Below are 19,735 nucleotides of genomic sequence, written 5' to 3' on the forward strand. Positions count from 1 at the left end.
CAAATTGCTGAGACGAAAAGGGCGCCCCGCGGCGCCCTTTTTGATTTCGATGACAGTGGGTTGCCTCAGTTGCCGCGCCGGCGGCTCCGGCGTCCGCTTTCCTGCGCACCACTCTCGTCGGCGGTCTTGTTGCGCAGCGGGCCGATCCGCTCGACGATGACTTCGAGCGTCGGGCGTGGACCCGGCGTATAGTCGTCGAGCGCCTTCCGCATGGCCGCCAGATGATCGCAGGATGTGCCGCAGCAACCGCCGATGATCTTCGCACCGGCGTCGCGGGCGAGGCGGGCATAATCCGCCATCAGCGGCGGCGTACCGGAATAGAAGATTTCGGAGCCACGGAATTCCGGAATGCCGCAATTACCCTTCACGATTACCGTCGCTTCAGGGTTGGAGCCGGTCATGTCGAGCAGGCTCTGCAGGATGTCGGAGGCGCCCACGCCGCAGTTTGCACCGACCGCCAGCGGACCGGCGCCGATATCGGAGGCCACCCCATGAATGTCCTTCGGGTGCAGGCCCATCATGGTCTTACCGGCGGTGTCGAAGGAGCCGGTAAAGGTATAGGGCAGGCCAACCTTCACGGCTGCTTCAGCCGCGGCACGGATCTCCTCGGGCGAGGACATGGTCTCGATCCAGGCGACATCGACGCCACCGGCTTTCAGGCCTTCCATCTGCTCCGCAAACGCGGCAACGGCGTCTTCATAGGAGAGGGCGCCGAGCGGGATCAGCAACTCGCCGGTCGGGCCGACGGAGCCGGCGACGATCACCTTGCGCGGCGCCTTGTCGGCCACTGAACGGGCAATCTCCGCGGCCTTCTTGTTCAGCTCGTGCACGCGGTTGTCGGCATGGTGCAACTTCAGGCGATGCCGCGTGCCGCCAAAGGAATTGGTGAGGATGATGTCGGCGCCGGCATCGACGAAATCCTGATGCAGCTTGACGATCTTTTCCGGCTGCGCCTCGTTCCACAGTTCCGGTGCTTCACCGGCCTCAAGACCCTGCGCAAAGAGATTGGTGCCGGTGGCGCCGTCGGCGAGCAGCACGCCCTTTTCGGCCAGAAGTTCGGAAAGCGGATTGGACGGGGTTGCCATGGCGGATCCTCTCATTGACATGCCAATCATATAAAGAAGTCTTTATGTGGTTTCAATCTCGAAAAACGACAACGGCCCCGCCGAGACGGAGCCGTTGAGCGATGACCTTGTGGAAAGCGCCTGATCTATTCGGCGGCCATCTGATTGTCTTCGTGGCTCTTCGGCGTGACCATGGCGGCGATGATCTGCTGCAGATCCACCCGACCGATGCCGTTGCCGGCTTCGTCGGTGACCGTGGCGCTCGACTGCCGTGCATCGGTCATGATCCGGGCAGCGGCTTCGAGAACCGTGTTGCCGGGAAGAGCAAGGCCTTCGCCAGAGCCAGAAATCGGTCCCATGATCGTGTCGAGACGAATGACGCGACCGCGGTTCACCTCCTTGACGAAGGCGGAGATGTAATCGTCTGCCGGCTGCAGGACGATCTCCTGACCCGAACCCTGCTGGATGACCTGGCCGTCCCTGAGGATCGCGATCTTGTCGCCGAGGCGCAGCGCTTCGTCGAGATCGTGGGTGATGAAGACGACCGTCTTCTTCAGTTCCTGTTGCAGATCGAGCAGGACCGTCTGCATGTCGACGCGGATCAGCGGATCCAGCGCCGAATAGGCCTCGTCCATCAGCAGGATGTCGGCGTCGTTGGACAGGGCTCGCGCCAGACCGACACGCTGCTGCATCCCGCCTGAAAGCTGGTTCGGATAGTGGCTCTCGAATCCGGACAGCCCGACGCGAGCAATCCAGCGGCGACCGATTTCTTCACTCTTCGACCGCGGAATGCCCTGGATGTCGAGACCGTAGACGGTGTTTTCGAGCACGGTTCGATGCGGCAGAAGCGCAAACTTCTGGAACACCATCGCCGTCTTGTGGCGACGGAATTCCCGCAGTTCCAGCGGGTTCATCCGACAGACGTCGACACCATCGTAGAGAACTTCGCCCGAAGTCGGCTCGATCAGCCGGTTAATGTGGCGGATCAGCGTCGACTTGCCGGAACCCGACAGACCCATGACGACGGTAATCCCGCCACCCGGCATCTGGATGTTGATATCCTTGAGACCGAGAACATGGCCGTGCGTTTCGTTGAGCTCCGACTTCGACATGCCGGCCTTGACCTGGTCGATGAAGGCGCCGCCGTTCGGGCCGAAGATCTTGTAGAGATTGCGGATCTCGATGTCGTGACTAGCCATGGACCACCTCCGTGTGGCGCTGAAGGCGCTTGCCATAGGCCTGGCTGGCGCGGTCGAAGATGATGGCAATAGCAACAAGTGCGAAGCCGTTGAGGAACCCGATCGTCAGGAACTGGTTGGAAATGGCCTGCAGCACGTTTTTGCCGAGACCACCCACACCGATCATCGAGGCGACGACGACCATGGCAAGTGACATCATGATGGTCTGGTTGATGCCGGCCATGACGGTCGGCAGGGCCAGCGGGATCTGCACATTCATAAGCTTCTGGCCGGGGGAAGAGCCGAAAGCGTCGGCGGCTTCCAGAACCTCGCGGTCGACCAGGCGAATGCCGAGATTGGTGAGGCGGATCATCGGCGGGACCGCATAGATCACGACGGCGATAACGCCCGGCACCTTGCCGATCCCGAAGATCATGACGACTGGAATGAGGTAGACGAAACTCGGCAGGGTCTGCATCACGTCGAGTATCGGATTGACGACCGACTGTGCCCGGTCCGAACGCGCCATCAGAATGCCGATCGGAATACCGATGACGATGGCAAGGATGGTCGACACGGTGACGATCGCCAGCGTGATCATCGTGTCTTCCCAAAGACCGACAAATCCGATGAACATCATGCCGACGATGGTCAGGACCACAATGCGCATGTTGCGGCTGGCGAAGTAGACGATAAGCACCATCACCGCAAGGAAGATGAACCAGGGCGTATTGACGAACAGCGCTTCGAGCCAGTTCAAGAACAGCTGCAGCGGATGTGTGATCGCATCGATCACGTGACCATAGGCACGCACGAAGCCCTTGAAACTCTCATCGACGCTTTTGCGCACGCCGCGTAGCACCGTGTCGTCGATCTGTGGAAACCTGCAGAGCAGTTCCGGAAGGTAATTGCATAAACTTGAAGCCATCTCGTTCCCCTTTGCGACCCCCGCTTGATATGACGTCAAAGACGTTGCGTTGGGCCTTGGCGGCGATGCCATGTTCCCGAGGCGAGAGGCTAGTCGAGTTCCGGAAGGGACTTCATGCCGTCTGCGACGTCGGGAGTCGTTGAATGGCGTGATGCGGCATGCCGCTTCTCAGAAAATGCGGCGGGCCGCAAAGCCCGCCGCACGGTAAACAATGGCAGGCTCAGAGTGCAGCCTTGACCTTTTCGGCAACCTCGGGAGCAACCCAGGTGGTCCACATTTCCGGATAGGTTTCCAGGAAGTGCTTGGCGCCGTCTTCGTTGGTGCCCTGGTTGTCTTCCATCCAGGCGAGAACCTTGCCGACGGTCGCGTTGTCCCACTTGCGGGTCTTCACGTAGTCCATGGCAACGCCTGCCTTTTCGGCAAAGCCCTTGGTGACGACGGTATAGACGTCGGACACCGGATAGGCGTTGACCTTCGGATCTGCGCAGTCCGGAACGGCGGTGCACGCATCCCAGGATGCCTTGTCATGCTCGACGCCGAAGGAGAGCTTGACCATCTCGTACTTGCCGAGGATCGCGGTCGGAGCCCAGTAGTAGCCGAGCCAGCCCTTCTTGTTTTCGAACGCGTTTGCGATCGAACCGTCCAGACCTGCAGCCGAGCCGGTGTCGACGAGTTCGAAACCCTTGTCCTTGGCGCCAAGTGCCTTGTAGAGGTTTGCGGTCGAGACCTGGCAGTTCCAGCCGGCCGGGCAGTTGGTGACGGCACCCTTGGACGGATCTTCCGGAGCCGGGAAGAGGTCGGGACGCTTCAGGGCGTCTTCGACAGTCTTGATGTCAGGGTTGGCGTCAGCAATGAACTTCGGGATCCACCATCCTTCAACGCCGCCATCCGAAAGCAGCGGAGCAGCCTGGATGAGGCGTCCCTCGGCGATCGCCTGGTCAAGAGCGGTGCGCACGGCATTGACCCAGAATTCTGGAGCGATGTCCGGCTGGCCCTTTTCGTTCATCGAGGCGAAGGTCGGCATGGTGTCGCCGGTAACCACGGTCACCGTGCAGCCATAGCCGCTTTCCAGGATGATCTTGTCGACATAGGCAGCAACGCCGGCCGACGCCCAGTTCATTTCGGCAATCGAGACATCTCCGCATTCGGCAGCCTGGGCCGAACCGGCACCAGCGTAGAGACCTGCGGCGAGAATCGTGGAAGCAAGGAGCTTCTTCATGGAGTTAAGACCTCCCAGTCTTATCTTGCAGCGTTCATCGGGACGGGCAGAGACGGCTACTGCGGACCGGTCTGCCAATTTGCTCTTCACTGTGGATGAGGTGCCGGGACGCGTCGCCCCAGTGCGCCATCCAGTGGACCGAGTCTTGTCATTAGGGGCTCAGAAGCCCAGTCGACCGCGTGTCACGAAGAGCAGCCTACGTCTTTGGTTTCGAAAATCAACCTCCCGTCAGGCGTCCATGTGCTCCGGTGCGCTGGACCCAAGCTATTGGTGCGACTGATTTTGCCGCATTCAAGCGCTCGTGCGGCAGCGCGATGCTCAAAGGACCGGCAGTCGGGGTGGGTGGAACGCATGGCTTGGTTGTGCGCGTTCCCAGATGAGACCTTGGGTGTCCCAGCTGCGCCAATATCGGGTAGGCTCTGAGAATTTGCTCAAAGCACAAAAAAAATTTAAAAATGCGGGAAGCAGAAGCTCTGCTAACAATCCGGTAACATCTGTAACGATAGATGAGGTGGCCGACGCGTTACTGTCGGTTGCGCCCCGGATCGAGTATTGCGTCCCGGGGCGTTTGTGTTTTTTGAGGCGTCTCAGCCTCGCTTCGTCCAGTCTTCCGACCTTGGTGAAGCGCTGTGATCAGCCCTTGCGAGCGACCAGGGGATTGCGTACTTCCCAGCGGGCAACCCGCTGGCGTTGCGGCGCGCGGCCGTTCCAGGCGATGGCGAGGCTATTGCGGTTCTGCAGGATGTAGAGCATGGGTGCTTCCTAAATCTGTTGCGCTCTTGGGGGCGCTGGTTTCAACGTGCAGATAATCACTGTGATGCCTTCGTACCAGAGCGCAATCCGCCATCACATGTCGCGAATGAGCTACTTGAGGCGAAATGGCCGCGACAGGCTGACGCAGTGTCGCATTCGCGGTAACGCTGATGGCAAATTCGCGGCAAAACCTTGGTAAACAGGCGGTCGGCGCCGTGGCGGAAACAGGATAGATGACGATGACACGAACGATCATGTTGCAGGGGACAGGATCGGATGTCGGAAAGACGATACTGGTCGCAGGCCTCTGCCGACTGGCCGCCAACAGGGGTCTGAAGGTCGCGCCGTTCAAGCCGCAGAATATGTCGAACAATGCGGCCGTCTCCGATGACGGCGGAGAAATCGGTCGGGCCCAGTGGCTCCAGGCGATGGCATCGCGGACGCCGTCTTCCGTCCACATGAATCCCGTTCTGCTAAAGCCACAAAGCGAAACCGGCAGCCAGATCATTGTTCAGGGCAAGGTGTTCGGTCAGGCTAAGGGACGCGATTACCAGCGACTGAAGCCGCATCTTCTTGGAGCGGTCCTTGAGAGTTTCGAGACCGTCTGTATGGGCCAGGACCTTGTCGTCGTCGAAGGCGCAGGTTCGCCCGCCGAGATAAACCTGAGGGCCGGGGACATTGCCAATATGGGCTTTGCCACGCATGCCGGGGTCCCGGTCGTGTTGGTCGGAGATATTGACCGGGGAGGGGTGATTGCCTCGCTCGTCGGTACCCACACCATCCTGCCGGACGAAGACCGCAGCCAGATCGTCGGCTACATCATCAACAAGTTCCGGGGCGACGTCAGCCTGTTCGACGATGGGCTGTCGGCCATTGCGCAGTTCACCGGATGGCCTTGCTTCGGTGTCATTCCCTGGCTCAAGGCTGCGGCTCGTTTGCCGGCGGAAGACTCTGTGGTGCTTGAGCGCCTCGCGCGCGGAACTGGTGGCGCCCTGAAGGTGGCCGTACCCGTCCTCTCCCGAATCGCCAATTTCGACGATCTCGATCCGCTTGCCGCCGAACCGGAGGTGGATCTCGTCTATGTCCGTGCGGGCGACCCATGGCCCGCCGATGCCGGTCTGGTGGTTCTGCCGGGTTCCAAATCGACGATTGCCGATCTTGAAGAGTTTCGCAGCCACGGCTGGGACCGCGACCTCCAGATGCATATCCGGCGCGGAGGGCGGGTGATCGGCATTTGCGGCGGCTACCAGATGCTCGGGCGTTCTGTTGCCGATCCGCTAGGCCTCGAAGGCACGCCGCGCGCCGTCGAGGGGCTTGGCCTGCTCGATGTCGAAACGGTGATGGCGGCGGAAAAGACGGTGCGCAACAGCCGGGCCCATTCTCTGGAACATGATGTGCCGCTGTCGGGCTACGAGATCCATCTCGGCGTCACCGAGGGAGCAGACACCGCCCGCGCACCGATCACCATCGACGGGCGTCCGGACGGGGCGCGGTCTGCAGATGGCCGCGTCATCGGCACCTACCTCCACGGTCTGTTCGCCAGCGACGAGTATCGCCGAAAACTGCTTTCAAGCTTCGGCATCGAAAGCGGATCGCAGAGTTATCGCGGGCTTGTGGACGAAGCTCTCGATGAACTCGCGACGGAGCTTGAAGGGCGATTGTCGCGGGACTGGCTGGAGACCCTGCTGGGCTGATTTCAGAGAGCGACACGCTCCATCCGGGATGGCTTCACAACGCGGCGGTCACATCCACGGGCGACGCCATCAATTCGCCGCCGCCGAGCGAGTTGTTCGCATATTTGAAAGCGAGAATGCTGAGCACCGAGGCGATCAGCAGGATGAAGATGTATCTCATGTTTGGCTCCTGCCTGCTCATCGACAACGAGATTGCGGCAATAGCGGTTCCTGCCCGGGGTCGTCGCGGCATCCAGAGGGTACGAAGAAGGCCGCCTGTTGCCTGAATATCACAGAATCCCTCGTCGCCGCTTCAACCTGCCGTGATGTCAGTGACTGACGCGGTCAACTGGCCCGGCCCGAATGAGTTTTCGGAGTGTTTGATCGCCAGGATACTGAAGATCGCACCGATCATCAGGGCCACCATCACACGCATCTTCCAACTCCTTTCGCCTCAGCCTGGCCCAGAATAGGACACAGGCGTTGGTGACCGGCTAAACCAATTGCTACAATCTGATCGATCTCGCGAAGTTTTGGAGGAGTGGTGAGAGCGCAGGGATTCGAACCCTGGACCTACTGATTAAAAGTCAGTTGCTCTACCGGCTGAGCTACGCTCTCCCGTGCGGTTTTTGCGCCGCCTCAAGAAGTGCGCGGAACATATGCAGGTGACCCCGACGGGTCAACCGCAAAAATGCAGTTTTCCGGCAAAATGCAGTTCCGTTGTCGCAGTCAACAGATTGGTGATTGGCAAGTACGGCTTACGAGGATTAGGAAGGGCGCGACAACGGGTTCCGGAGTTCGTCGTGTCGATTGCCGATATTTCCTTCTTCAGCGCGCTTCTGGCCGGTGCTTTATCCTTCCTGTCCCCCTGCGTCCTGCCGCTCGTACCGCCCTATCTGTGTTACATGGCCGGCATTTCGGTCGACCAGTTCCGCGACGGGGACCAGGCTGAGAATGCGGCTGCCCGGCGCGCCGTGCTCCTGACCTCGCTGGTCTTCACGCTCGGTTTTGCGACTGTCTTCGTCTCGCTTGGAGCCGGCGCGTCGACGATCGGCGGTCTTCTGCGGCAGCACATGGATCTCCTGTCGACGATCGGCGGCTTGATCATCATCATCATGGGCCTGAATTTCCTCGGCCTCTTCCGTCTGGGCTTCCTGTCGTCCGAACACCGATTCGCAGGCGGCGGGAAACCGGCGACCCTGTCGGGAGCCTATGTGATGGGCCTCGCCTTTGCCTTCGGCTGGACGCCCTGCATCGGCCCGGTGCTCGGTGCCATCCTTGGCGTTGCAGCGTCGAAGGAAACGGTCGGCGACGGTGCATTGCTGCTTGCCATCTATTCGCTCGGTCTCGCAGTCCCCTTCTGGATCGCCGCCGGCTTCTCCGGCGCCTTCATGCGCTTCCTGACGAGATTCCGCCGCCATCTCGGCCATGTCGAGAAGGCCATGGGCGCGCTGCTCGTGCTCACCGGCCTTGCCTTCATCTTCGGCTATGTCTCAGACATGGCGATCTGGTTCCAGCAGACCTTTCCAATCCTGTCGCAAATCGGCTAAGTCCGAGACGGGCGCGCGCGGGCGTCCGCAAGGAGACTGCCCATGGCCGAGATTGTCGCGCTGGTATTGCCGTTTTTCGGCCTGATCCTGATTGGTTACGTGTCCGGCAGGCTCGGTGACCACTCCGCCCAGGCGCTCGGCTGGCTGAACTTCTTTGTCATCTACGTTTCGCTGCCGGCTCTTTTCTTCAAGCTCGTTTCCCGCACGCCGATGGAACAGCTGACCCGGATCGACTTCATCGCAGCCTGCCTTGCAGCAACCTATACGATCTTCGTGCTGGTCTTCGCGATCGGGCGCCTTGTTCGCGGTAACAGGATCGAAGAAGCGACCGTTCAGGCGCTCGCCGGCTGTTATGGCAACATCGGATACATGGGGCCGGGCCTTGCGCTCCTGGCCTTCGGTGAAAAGGCTGCAGTGCCGGTGGCACTCGTCTTCTGTTTTGAAAATGCCGCCCATTTCATTGCCGCGCCTGCCCTCATGGCCTTTGCCGGCGGTGACAAGCGGCCACCGGCACAACTGGCACTCGATGTCGCCCGTAAAATCCTGACCCACCCCTTCATCATCGCCACTCTCGTCGGCTTCATCGCCGCCGCCTTCGCCTTCGAGCCCCCTCTGGCATTGCAACGCCTGATCGATTATCTCGCCCAGGCGGCTGCCCCGTGCGCGCTCTTCGCCATGGGCGTGACGCTGGCGCTGCGTCCGCTGAAGCGGATACCCGCAGAGATCGGCTATATCGTGCCGATCAAGCTCGTGCTGCATCCGGTCCTTGTCTATGTCGTCCTGAGCTTCGTTGGGAATTTCGACCCGCTCTGGGTCTATACGGCCGTTTTGCTTGCTTCGCTGCCAACGGCCACCAATGTGTTCGTCATAGGCCAGCAATACGGCGTCTGGCAGGAACGAGCATCAGCCACAATCCTGATCACGACGGTCATTTCCGTGTTTTCGGTCTCGGCTCTGCTGTTCGCCATCACCCACGGTCTGTTACCGGCCGACCTTTTTCCGTAAAAGCGACGGAAGGTCTTTCAGGCCGCGACCAGGGGCAACGCCTTCCTGCATGACAAGGTTGCGCAGCGGCGCCACGCTCGCCAGTACCTGAAGTCCCGCAGCCCTGAGCATCTGCACGGGCAGCAGGCCGGACAGAAGGGACCTGTTGAGCAGATCGACACTGGCCGTGCGGCTCGCGATATCCAGCCGGCGCTTGCGATCGAAGCGATCGCCGCTGTCGGAGGCGATCGGCTCCAAGCTGCGATCAATGAGGATCTCTTCGAGAGCAGCGATATCGCGCAGACTGAGGTTCAGGCCCTGTGCGCCAATCGGCGGGAAGGCGTGACCGGCCTCGCCAATGAATGCGGCCCGGCCCTTTCCGTAGTGATGCGCAGTCATGCCTGACAGCGGCCAGGCCTGCACACCTTCCTCGACGTGAACCTTGCCCAGCATGGACTGCATGCGGGCTTCTACCTCGGCCGAGAGTTGCTTGGGCGCGAGCGATGTTAGTCTTTCGGCCTCCTGCGGTTTGACGACCCAGACCAGGCTCGAGCGCAAGCCGGGCAGGGGAACTTGGGTGAATGGGCCGGATTCGGTATGAAATTCCGTCGAGATATTCTGGTGCGGCAGGCTATGGCTGAAATTCATCACCACCGCAGTCTGCGGATAGGACCAGGTCTTCACGCCAATGCCGGCGCTGTCGCGGGTCTTCGACCGGCGACCGTCGGCGCCAATGACGAAATCCGCAGTCACTGTTTCCCCGCCGCCAAGGCCGATCGTCGTCGCATCGCGCCCCACATGAATAGTCTCCGCCGCAAGTGGTTTGCGCGTAATGAGGCCTTCGTCGGCAACCGCCTTGGACAGCCTTTCGAGCAGAGCGGCATTCGGAATATTGTAGCCAAAGGCGTCGAGCCCGATCTCGGCGCTGCGAAAGGCAACTGTGGGAGCCCTTAGCAGGCGTCTGGTGCCGTCGATGATCTGCATCACCTGAAGCGGCGCCGCGCGTGGCTTGAGGTCCTGCCAGAGCCCCAGGCGCTCGATCATCGTCAGCGACTGATCCATAAGCGCCGTCGTCCGGCGGTCCGATCCATCGGGCTCGGGTCCGACGAGGACCACGCGACGCCCGCCGCGCGCCATGGCAATGGCAGCGATCTGGCCGGCGGGACCTGAACCGATGACGGCAATGTCGAATTCCTGGCGCATGAGGAAGATTCCATTTGATGTTCCAAGCCTTATCTAGATCTCGCCGGGGATAAAATCCATGGGCCCAAATGGCGCAGGTGTTGGGATGCTGGTGCCGAAATCCGGGCATAGCGCGCCACTTGTGTTGCAATGCGCGTCATTTCATCCGATACCGTTTCCTCCGCAGTGCCGCCGACTGGAGCAGGGATGAAAATCTTCAATTACAAGCGCGTGCCTTATGCCGAAATTCGCGCCTTTTCGGTCCATATGCTCACCGCTTCGGGTTCCTTTCTAGCCTTCCTGGGGGTCGTTGCGGCTGCAGAGAAGCGTTTTGTCGACATGTTCTGGTGGCTGGGCCTTGCGCTGCTCGTCGACGGCATTGACGGTCCGATCGCCCGCAAGGTGCGCGTCAAGGAAGTCCTGCCCAACTGGTCCGGCGACACGCTCGACAACATCATCGACTACGTCACCTATGTGCTTTTGCCCGCTTTCGCCCTCTATCAGAGTGGCATGATCGGCGAGCCTTGGTCCTTCGTCGCCGCCGGACTGATCGTGGTGTCGAGCGCCATCTATTATGCCGATATGGGCATGAAGACGGATGAATACTTCTTCTCCGGTTTCCCTGTCGTCTGGAACATGCTGATCTTCACGCTCTTCGTCATCGATGCGAGCGCCACGACGGCTCTGGTTGCCGTTCTGGCGTCGGTCATCCTGACATTCCTGCCGATCCACTTCCTGCATCCCGTCCGCGTCAAGCGTTTGCGCCCACTCAATCTCGCGGTGTTTCTGCTTTGGTGCGGTTTCGGCGGCTATGCACTGCTCCTGCATTTCGACTCCCCGCAATGGGTGGTGATCGGCACCATCGTTACCAGCATCTATCTCTATGTAATTGGCGGTATCCTGCAGGTTTTCCCGGGCCTCGGCCGTCGGGACTGATGGTCGGCGAACGCGTCTGGGCAAAACCAAAAAAAACTTTTGCCTATATATTGTGCGCTGCCACAAACCGGTTATGAATTAATCGACTAACCGGACGGAAGATCCGGCTGTGCCGCGTGAGAGTGCAAGGGGGACCTGTGCCGCAACAAGCGCCCGAGGGCGAAAAGCCGCTATTGACCGTGCGGGGCCTGACGAAGCTGTTCGGCAGTTTCAAGGCTTGCGACGACATCGACCTCGATATCGGCCATGGTGAAATCCATGCGCTTCTCGGCGAAAACGGCGCCGGCAAATCTACCCTCGTAAAGATGCTGTTCGGCATCCTGGCGCCCTCTGCCGGCTCGATCGGCTGGCAGGGCAAGGATCAAGTCATTCCCAACCCCGCCTCCGCGCGCCGTCTCGGCATCGGCATGGTCTTCCAGCACTTTTCGCTGTTCGAGGCGCTGACGGTCGCCGAAAACATTGCGCTGTCGCTCGACGAGAAGATCTCTATATCCGAGCTCTCCAGGAAGGCGGCGGAACTCTCGGTCGCCTATGGCCTGCCGCTGGATCCCGACGCCCATGTCGCCGATCTCTCGGTGGGCGAACGCCAGCGCATTGAGATCGTCCGCGCGCTCCTGCAGAACCCGAAGCTCATCATTCTCGACGAACCCACCTCCGTTTTGACGCCGCAGGAAGCAGACAAGCTGTTCGAGACCTTGTTCAAGCTGAAGGCGGAAGGCCGCTCGGTTCTCTATATCAGTCACCGCCTTGAGGAAGTGCAGCGCATCTGCGACCGCGCGACCGTGCTCCGCCACGGCAAGGTCACGGGCGCCTGCGACCCGAGGCAGGAGACGCCGGCGTCGCTGGCCCGCATGATGGTGGGCGCCGATGTCGCCGGTGTCGAAAAGGTCGAGCCGCCGGCGGATGGGGCCATCCAGCTGCAGGTGACAGACCTCTCCGTCAGCCCGCGCACCCCCTTCGCCATGCCGCTCAAGAATGTCTCGATGACGGTGAAGGCGGGCGAGATCCTGGCGATCGCGGGTGTTGCCGGAAACGGCCAGAGCGAGCTGTTCGATGCGCTTTCGGGCGAATATCCGGTTCAGAATCCCGATGCGATCTGCCTGCGTGGAAAATCCGTCGGCCGTCTCGGCATCAATGAGCGTCGTCTGCTCGGCGCCGGCTTCGTACCCGAGGAGCGCCACGGCCATGCGGCAATCCCGGCCATGAGCCTCTCGGAAAACCTCTTTCTTTCGAGAAACGCCTCCGATCGTGCTGCCTATCTCTCCGGCAGCAAGATCGGCCTCATTCGCCACGGCCTCGTCCAGCAGGCGGCACGCCGTATTTCCGAAATGATGGATGTGCGCAAGAGCGGCGATGATCCGGCTGCCGGCTCGCTCTCGGGCGGCAATCTGCAGAAGTTTATCGTGGGTCGCGAACTCGACCGCCAGCCTTCCGTGCTGGTCGTCAACCAGCCCACCTGGGGCGTCGACGCCGGTGCTGCGAGCCGCATTCGCCAGGCGCTGGTCGATCTCGCCAAGGCCGGCTCTGCCGTTGTCGTCATCAGCCAGGACCTCGACGAGATCTTCGAAGTCGCAACCTCGATTGCGGCGATTTCGGAGGGCAGGCTGTCCGACGCCCATCCCGCCTCGACCATGACCCGCGAACGCATCGGCATCCTGATGGGCGGCGTTCATGGCCTGACCACTGCCCCGGAGGCGGCCCATGCGCATTGAACTTGAACGCCGCGCCCGCCAATCCAGCCTGTTTGCCATCGTCTCGCCGCTGCTGGCGCTGGCGCTCACCGTCCTTTTCGGCGGCATCATGTTTGCGCTGCTCGGCAAGGATCCGGTGTCTGCGCTCTACAGCTTCTTCATCGAGCCACTTCTCGAGGTCTGGTCGCTGCACGAGCTTGCGGTGAAGGCCGCTCCGCTGATCCTGATCGGTGTCGGCCTCTCTGTCTGCTATCGCTCCAACAACTGGAATATCGGCGCCGAAGGCCAGTTCATCGTCGGCGCGATCGTCGGTTCGATCCTGCCGATCACCTTCTACGAATGGACCTCGCCGCTGCTTCTGCCGCTGATGCTGGTCATGGGGGCGATCGGCGGCGCTGCCTATGCCGCGATCCCGGCGCTTCTGAAGACCCGTTTCAATACCAACGAGATCCTGACCAGCCTGATGCTGGTTTACATCGCGCAGCTTCTGCTTGACTGGCTGACGCGCGGGATCTGGAAGGACCCGGCCGGTTACAATTTTCCGCAGTCCCGTTCCTTCGTCTCCGAAGCCGTTCTGCCGGAAATCCTGTCCTCCGGCCGCGCCCATCTCGGCATCGTCTTTGCACTCGTGGCCGCCGTCGCCGTCTGGTTCATGATGCGCTACACGCTGAAAGGCTTTCAGGTCGTCGTGCTCGGTCAATCGGAGAGGGCAGGGCGCTTTGCCGGCTTCTCCTCGCGCAAGATGGTCTGGTTTTCGATGATGTTCTCCGGCGCGCTTGCGGGCCTTGCCGGCATCTCGGAAGTCTCAGGCTCGATCGGTCACCTGCAGCCGACGATCTCGCCGGGTTATGGCTTCACCGCCATCATCGTTGCTTTCCTCGGTCGCCTCAATCCGCTGGGGATCATCGCCTCCGGATTCGTGTTGGCGCTGACCTATCTCGGCGGCGAAGGCGCGCAGCTGTCGATCGGCGTCTCGGACAAGGTGACCCGCGTTTTCCAGGGCCTGCTGCTGTTCTTCGTGCTCTCCTGTGACACGCTCATTCTCTACAAGGTGCGCATCGTCTTTGATCGTGCCCGCAACGCCGCGTCCAGGGGTGTGTGATGATGTTCGAAGCCATCCTTCTGACCATCATCACCGCCTCGACACCGCTGGTCATCGCCGCCATGGGCGAACTGGTCGCAGAGCGCTCCGGCGTCCTCAATCTCGGCGTCGAGGGCATGATGATCATCGGTGCCGTCTGCGCCTTCATTGCCACGAACATGACCGGCTCGCCCTATCTCGGCGTTCTCGCCGGCATCGCCACCGGCGCGTTCTTCTCGCTGCTTTTCGGCTTTCTGACGCTGACGCTTGTGGCCAATCAGGTGGCGACCGGGCTTGCTCTGACCATCCTCGGTCTGGGCGTCTCCGGCATGGTGGGCGAAAGCGTGGTTGGTGTGCCGGGCGTCAAGATGCAGCCGATCGTCATTCCGCTGCTGTCGGATATCCCGGTCATCGGTCCGATCCTGTTTGCGCAGGATCTCTTTTTCTATCTGTCGATCGCGCTTGTCATCGGCGTGAACTGGTATCTGTTCAAGAGCCGGTCCGGCCTGAAACTGCGCGCCATCGGTGACAGCCACGGCTCGGCCCATACGCTCGGGCTCCCGGTTATCCGTACCCGCTATCTCGCGGTGATGTTCGGTGGCGCTTGCGCCGGTCTCGCCGGTGCACAGCTGTCGCTGGTCTATACGCCGCAATGGGTGGAGAACATGTCGGCCGGCCGCGGCTGGATTGCCTTGGCGCTCGTTGTCTTCGCCGCATGGCGGCCCTGGCGCGTGCTGGCGGGTGGATATCTCTTCGGCGCCGTGACCATCGGGCAGTTGCATGCGCAGGCGCTCGGCATCGGTCTGCCATCGCAGTTTCTGTCGGCTCTACCCTATGCGGCGACCATTGTCGTGCTGATCATAATCTCCCATAATCGCCGCACGACGCTGATCAACACGCCGGCCTGCCTCGGCAAGCCGTTCGTGCCGGATCGATAATCAAAACAAAAGCTTCAACCTAACCAGACAGGGGTAATCCATGAAGAACATCCTCCTCGCGCTTGCTGCCTCGGCAGCCGCCATTGTCGGCGTTGCGGCACCTGCCGCCGCCCAGGACAAGACCAAGGTCTGCTTCGTCCATGTCGGCTCCAAGACCGACGGCGGCTGGACCCAGGCCCATGACATTGGCCGCCAGCAGCTTCAGGAACATTTTGGCGACAAGATCGAAACGCCTTACCTCGAAAACGTTCCCGAAGGTCCGGATGCCGAGCGCGCCATCGAGCGCATGGCCCGTTCCGGCTGTGCACTGGTCTTCACCACCTCCTTCGGCTTCATGGATGCCACCCTGAAGGTCGCCGAGAAGTTCCCGGACGTGAAGTTCGAGCATGCGACCGGCTACAAGACAGCGGCCAATGTCGCCACTTACAACTCCCGTTTCTATGAAGGCCGCTTCATCAACGGTCAGATCGCAGGCAAGATGTCGAAGACCGGCGTTGCCGGCTACATCGCCTCCTTCCCGATCCCGGAAGTCGTCGCCGGCATTAACGCCTTTCTCCATGGCGCCCGCACAGTCAACCCGGAGTTCAAGCTGAAGGTCATCTGGGTCAACACCTGGTTCGACCCGGGCAAGGAAGCGGATGCTGCCAAGGCTCTCTTCGACCAGGGCGTCGACGTGCTGACCCAGCACACTGACACCACCGCTCCGATGCAGGTTGCTGAAGAGCGTGGCCTGAAGGCCTTCGGCCAGGCTTCGGACATGATCGCCGCCGGCCCGACTGCACAGCTCAGCGCCATCGTCGACACCTGGGCACCGTACTACATCAAGCGCACCCAGGCCGTAATCGACGGCACCTGGTCCTCCGCTCAGACCTTCGACGGCCTGAAGGACGGCATCCTGTCCATGGCGCCCTACACCAACATGCCTGACGACGTGAAGGCCATGGCGATGGACACCGAAGCCAAGATCAAGTCCGGTGAGCTGAAGCCCTTCAGCGGCCCGATCAACAAGCAGGACGGTACGCCGTGGCTGAAGGAAGGTGAGTCGGCCGACGACGGCACCATCCTCGGCATGAACTTCTACATCGAAGGCGTTGACGACAAGCTGCCGCAGTAATCCATCTCTGGATATCAAAATGGAAAGGGCGCCTTAGGCGCCCTTTCTTGTTTAGTTTTTTCAAATTGCGAGAATACTCAGATATCGACTTTCGCCGGTATTGCCTTTGATGTAACAAGCCGGGCCATGACGTTGGCATGCGAGGTGGAATGCGCAAGGAAGATGTCCGGGAAATGAAAGTCATTTCCAATCTTCGTACAAGCCATTCAAAGGTTGTCGAACAGCTCGGTTTGGCGATCGTGGGTGGCCGGTTCGCGATAGGCGAGCCCTTGCCGGGCGATATCGAGCTCGAGGCAGAGTTTGATGTGTCGCGCTCCGTGCTGCGCGAAGCCATGAAGACGCTGACAGCCAAGGGACTGATCGTCGCCAAATCGCGCGTCGGAACCCGCGTTACGGATCGCTGCCACTGGAATTTGATCGACGAAGACGTCTTGCGCTGGCATTTTCAGACCGGTGTCACGGCGGAATTCATCGATCATCTCTATGACGTCAGACTGGTTCTAGAACCTGCTTCGGCCGCCTTTGCCGCCCTCCGTGCCACGCCCGAGGACTGTGCGGAACTGCGCCACTATGCGCTTCTGCTGGGCTCCAACGATCTCGACTGGCCGAGCCAGGTGGAGGCCGATCTGCGCTTCCATGTGCTACTGACGATCGTCGGCGCCAATCCTTTCCTGGAAAGCATGATTGGTTTCATCAAGGCCTCGCTTGATGGTGCCTTCACCATGGCATTTGACCCGGCCCTCGCTGGCCGCGGCGAGGCCATCACCGAACTGCATCTCGCCGTCGTCGAGGCGATCGAAAATCGCGACCCAGAGGCTGCGCGCCTCGCCACCGAAAGGGCGATTGAGCAGGGCCGGGCGGCGGCTCTGAGGGCTGTGGAAAGCGCGCAGAAGCGGCTCTGAGCCGCTGCAGACTTGCGGCCCGCCTGCGCTGGTATTACTGAGGGTCGCCATTCTCATGTCGGAGCCTTCAATGAACCGCACCTGCCTTGCCGTCGTTCTCGCCGCTGGTGACAGCACCCGGATGAAGTCGTCGATGTCCAAGGTCCTGCATCCTGTCGGCGGGCGTCCGATGATCGCCCATGTCATGGCGTCGATCGCTGCCTCCGGTGTGTCCGACGTCGCCTTGGTTCTCGGTCGCGACGCCGAGAAGGTGGAAAATGCGGCCCGAGTCGACGGTCTTGCCGTCGAGAGCGTGCTGCAGACCGAGCGGCTTGGTACCGGTCACGCAGTCCAGATGGCTCGCGACGCCATTGCCCGTGGCTATGATGAGATCCTGGTCGCCTATGGTGATGTGCCGCTGATCACCGCAGCCCCCCTGAAGGCCGCGCGCGACGCGCTGGCCGGCGGCGCTGATGTCGCGGTCATCGGCTTCCACACCCAGAACCCGACCGGCTATGGTCGACTGCTCGTCGAGAAGGGCGAACTTGTCGCCATCCGCGAGGAGAAGGATGCGACCGAGGCCGAGCGCGCCGTCACCTGGTGCAACAGCGGATTGATGGCGATTGATGGCAGGAAGGCGCTCGATCTCCTCTCACGCATCGACAACAAGAACGCCAAGGGTGAATACTACCTCACCGATCTCGTGGAGATCGTCCGCGCGCTGGGCGGAAAGGCCGTCGCCGTGGATGCGCCGGAGACCGAGTTGACCGGCTGCAACAACCGCGCCGAACTCGCCGTCATCGAACGCCTCTGGCAGGAGCGCCGCCGCCATGAGCTGATGGTGTCGGGCGTGACGATGATTGCTCCGGAAACGGTGTTTCTGAGCCACGACACGGTGATCGGTCAGGATGCGTTGATCGAGCCTAATGTCGTTTTCGGCCCAGGGGTCACCGTCGAGGGTGGCGCGGTCATCCATGCATTCTCGCATCTGGAGGGCGCACACGTCGCGGCCGGTGCGACCGTCGGTCCCTTTGCCCGGTTGCGCCCCGGTGCGAACCTCGCCGAAGGCTCCAAGGTCGGCAATTTCTGCGAAGTGAAAAAGGCTGAGATCGGCCGCGGCGCCAAGGTCAATCACCTGACCTATATCGGCGACGCCGTCATTGGAGCCGAGAGCAACATCGGCGCCGGTACCATCACCTGCAATTATGACGGGGTCAACAAGCACGAAACCCATATCGGGGCGGGGGCCTTCATCGGCTCGAATTCTTCGCTGGTCGCGCCGGTGACGATCGGCGATGGCGCTCTGATCGCCTCCGGCAGTGTCATCACCGAGGACGTGCCCGCGAATGCGCTCGCCTTCGGTCGTGCCCGGCAAGAGATGAAAGCGGACCGCGCTGCCGTCATCCGCGAACGAAACCTTGCAATAAAGGCTGCAAAGAAGGCCGCCAAGTAGACGGGTTAGCCCGATCTTCACCGCTTGTAATGCTGCGTTGCATTACGAGACGAAACGCAATTTGACCTCACGCACAATTGCCTATTGCGTTGGAACCGCTAGGAAAGCCGCGTGGTAACTGGAAACGGAGAATTTCATGTGCGGCATCGTCGGCATTGTCGGTAACAAGCCCGTGGCGGAGCGTCTGGTCGACGCCCTGAAGCGGCTCGAATATCGCGGCTATGATTCCGCCGGTGTTGCCACCATCAATGATGGCAAGCTCGACCGTCGCCGCGCCGAAGGCAAGCTTTTCAATCTTGAGGGCAAGCTGGCCGGTGACCCGCTGCCCGGCAACATCGGCATTGCCCATACCCGCTGGGCAACCCATGGCGTGCCGAACGAGGTGAACGCGCATCCCCATTTCGTTGAGGGCGTGGCTGTCGTTCACAACGGCATCATTGAGAATTTTGCCGAGATCAAGGACCGACTGGTCGCCGAAGGCGCCGTCTTCACCACCCAGACCGATACGGAAGTTGTCGCCCAGCTGCTCGCCAAGTACCGTCGCCAGGGCCTTGGCCGCCGTGAGGCCATGCACGAGATGCTGCGCCATGTGACGGGCGCCTACGCGCTCGCGGTGATCTTCAACGATGATCCCTCGACGATCATGGCCGCCCGCTCCGGCCCGCCGCTCGCCATCGGCTTCGGTGATGGCGAGATGTTCTTAGGCTCGGATGCGATTGCGCTGTCGCCCTTTACCAACCGCATCGCTTATCTGCATGACGGTGATTGGGCTGTCATCGGCAAGCAGGGTGCCCATATCTTCGACATCGACGGCAATCCGGTCGATCGTCCGATCCAGATCTCCACGGCCTCCGCCTACATGATCGACAAGGGCAATCATCGCCACTTCATGGAAAAGGAGATCTACGAGCAGCCCGAAGTAATCTCCCACGCCCTGTCGCATTACGTCGATTTTGCCAATCACACAGTTCGCGATGCAGCCAGCGAGATCGATTTCGCCAGCCTGCGCGGCCTTGCCATCTCCGCTTGCGGGACCGCCTATCTCGCGGGTCTCGTCGGTAAGTACTGGTTCGAGCGTTATGCCCGCCTGCCGGTCGAGATCGATGTCGC

18 protein-coding genes and 1 tRNA gene are annotated in these 19,735 nt (G+C 61.1%); 11 read left to right on the forward strand and 8 right to left on the reverse strand.

Annotated features, from left to right (window positions below):
* Positions 1-65: 65 nt before the first annotated feature.
* The 4 genes from bmt to H6M51_RS22865 all read right to left on the reverse strand — a co-directional run bounded on the left by bmt (position 66) and on the right by H6M51_RS22865 (position 4,389).
* Positions 66-1,085: a betaine--homocysteine S-methyltransferase gene (gene bmt / locus H6M51_RS22850; protein ID WP_185812119.1), complete on the reverse strand. Its 1,020-nt coding sequence runs from the start codon at positions 1,083-1,085 to the stop codon at positions 66-68.
* Between the two features lie 125 nt (positions 1,086-1,210).
* Positions 1,211-2,263: a glycine betaine/L-proline ABC transporter ATP-binding protein gene (locus tag H6M51_RS22855; RefSeq protein WP_185812120.1), complete on the reverse strand. Its 1,053-nt coding sequence runs from the start codon at positions 2,261-2,263 to the stop codon at positions 1,211-1,213.
* Positions 2,256-3,170: a proline/glycine betaine ABC transporter permease gene (locus tag H6M51_RS22860; RefSeq protein WP_185812121.1), complete on the reverse strand. Its 915-nt coding sequence runs from the start codon at positions 3,168-3,170 to the stop codon at positions 2,256-2,258. The genes H6M51_RS22855 and H6M51_RS22860 overlap by 8 nt, the downstream gene beginning before the upstream one ends.
* 220 nt (positions 3,171-3,390) lie before the next feature.
* Complete coding sequence (locus H6M51_RS22865; protein WP_162547874.1) at positions 3,391-4,389, reverse strand: ABC transporter substrate-binding protein; 999 nt, start codon at positions 4,387-4,389, stop codon at positions 3,391-3,393.
* A gap of 992 nt (positions 4,390-5,381) precedes the next feature.
* Between H6M51_RS22865 and H6M51_RS22870 the strand changes: the two genes are divergently transcribed.
* Positions 5,382-6,836: a cobyric acid synthase gene (locus H6M51_RS22870; protein ID WP_185812122.1), complete on the forward strand. Its 1,455-nt coding sequence runs from the start codon at positions 5,382-5,384 to the stop codon at positions 6,834-6,836.
* Positions 6,837-6,870: 34 nt separating this feature from the next.
* On the opposite strand, the gene H6M51_RS24900 is transcribed toward H6M51_RS22870, so the two are convergent.
* The 3 genes from H6M51_RS24900 to H6M51_RS22875 all read right to left on the reverse strand — a co-directional run bounded on the left by H6M51_RS24900 (position 6,871) and on the right by H6M51_RS22875 (position 7,433).
* Complete coding sequence (locus H6M51_RS24900) at positions 6,871-6,996, reverse strand: hypothetical protein (protein ID WP_281418984.1); 126 nt, start codon at positions 6,994-6,996, stop codon at positions 6,871-6,873.
* Positions 6,997-7,128: 132 nt separating this feature from the next.
* The gene (locus H6M51_RS24905) at positions 7,129-7,251 is read right to left on the reverse strand and encodes a hypothetical protein (RefSeq protein WP_281418985.1); all 123 of its coding nucleotides are present in this window, start codon (positions 7,249-7,251) and stop codon (positions 7,129-7,131) included.
* Positions 7,252-7,357: 106 nt separating this feature from the next.
* Positions 7,358-7,433: transfer RNA gene (locus H6M51_RS22875), tRNA-Lys, on the reverse strand.
* A 185-nt stretch (positions 7,434-7,618) separates the two neighbouring features.
* Here H6M51_RS22875 and H6M51_RS22880 point away from each other — a divergent pair.
* A complete protein-coding gene (locus H6M51_RS22880) occupies positions 7,619-8,365 on the forward strand; it encodes a cytochrome c biogenesis CcdA family protein (protein WP_185812123.1) in 747 nt (248 codons plus the stop codon).
* Between the two features lie 42 nt (positions 8,366-8,407).
* Positions 8,408-9,370 (forward strand): AEC family transporter, encoded by a 963-nt coding sequence (locus tag H6M51_RS22885; protein ID WP_185812124.1) that lies wholly within the window; start codon positions 8,408-8,410, stop codon positions 9,368-9,370.
* Here the strand turns inward: H6M51_RS22885 and H6M51_RS22890 are convergent.
* Entirely contained in the window at positions 9,347-10,552 is a 1,206-nt protein-coding gene (locus tag H6M51_RS22890; RefSeq protein WP_185812125.1) for a UbiH/UbiF family hydroxylase, read from the reverse strand. The two genes, H6M51_RS22885 and H6M51_RS22890, sit on opposite strands and share 24 nt — an antisense overlap.
* A 186-nt stretch (positions 10,553-10,738) precedes the next feature.
* On the opposite strand from H6M51_RS22890, the gene pcsA reads away from it, so the two are divergent.
* The 8 genes from pcsA to H6M51_RS22930 all read left to right on the forward strand — a co-directional run.
* Positions 10,739-11,467, forward strand: a complete 729-nt coding sequence (pcsA, locus tag H6M51_RS22895; protein WP_185812126.1) for a phosphatidylcholine synthase — start codon at positions 10,739-10,741, stop codon at positions 11,465-11,467.
* Positions 11,468-11,604: 137 nt separating this feature from the next.
* Positions 11,605-13,179 (forward strand): ABC transporter ATP-binding protein, encoded by a 1,575-nt coding sequence (locus H6M51_RS22900; RefSeq protein ID WP_185812127.1) that lies wholly within the window; start codon positions 11,605-11,607, stop codon positions 13,177-13,179.
* Positions 13,169-14,260 (forward strand): ABC transporter permease, encoded by a 1,092-nt coding sequence (locus tag H6M51_RS22905; protein ID WP_185812128.1) that lies wholly within the window; start codon positions 13,169-13,171, stop codon positions 14,258-14,260. The genes H6M51_RS22900 and H6M51_RS22905 overlap by 11 nt, the downstream gene beginning before the upstream one ends.
* Positions 14,257-15,177, forward strand: coding sequence for an ABC transporter permease (locus H6M51_RS22910; RefSeq protein WP_185812129.1), 921 nt, complete (start codon positions 14,257-14,259; stop codon positions 15,175-15,177). Before H6M51_RS22905 ends, H6M51_RS22910 begins: the two co-directional genes overlap by 4 nt.
* A 40-nt stretch (positions 15,178-15,217) precedes the next feature.
* Positions 15,218-16,291, forward strand: coding sequence for a BMP family ABC transporter substrate-binding protein (locus H6M51_RS22915; protein ID WP_162547883.1), 1,074 nt, complete (start codon positions 15,218-15,220; stop codon positions 16,289-16,291).
* A gap of 173 nt (positions 16,292-16,464) precedes the next feature.
* A complete protein-coding gene (locus tag H6M51_RS22920; protein ID WP_246780653.1) occupies positions 16,465-17,193 on the forward strand; it encodes a FadR/GntR family transcriptional regulator in 729 nt (242 codons plus the stop codon).
* Between the two features lie 70 nt (positions 17,194-17,263).
* Positions 17,264-18,625: a bifunctional UDP-N-acetylglucosamine diphosphorylase/glucosamine-1-phosphate N-acetyltransferase GlmU gene (gene glmU / locus H6M51_RS22925; RefSeq protein ID WP_185812130.1), complete on the forward strand. Its 1,362-nt coding sequence runs from the start codon at positions 17,264-17,266 to the stop codon at positions 18,623-18,625.
* Between the two features lie 136 nt (positions 18,626-18,761).
* Positions 18,762-19,735, forward strand: a 974-nt coding sequence (locus H6M51_RS22930) for an isomerizing glutamine--fructose-6-phosphate transaminase (protein WP_185812131.1), incomplete at its 3' end; no start/stop codon positions are given.

Source organism: Rhizobium sp. AQ_MP, assembly GCF_014237835.1.
Taxonomy (GTDB): Bacteria; Pseudomonadota; Alphaproteobacteria; order Rhizobiales; family Rhizobiaceae; genus Allorhizobium.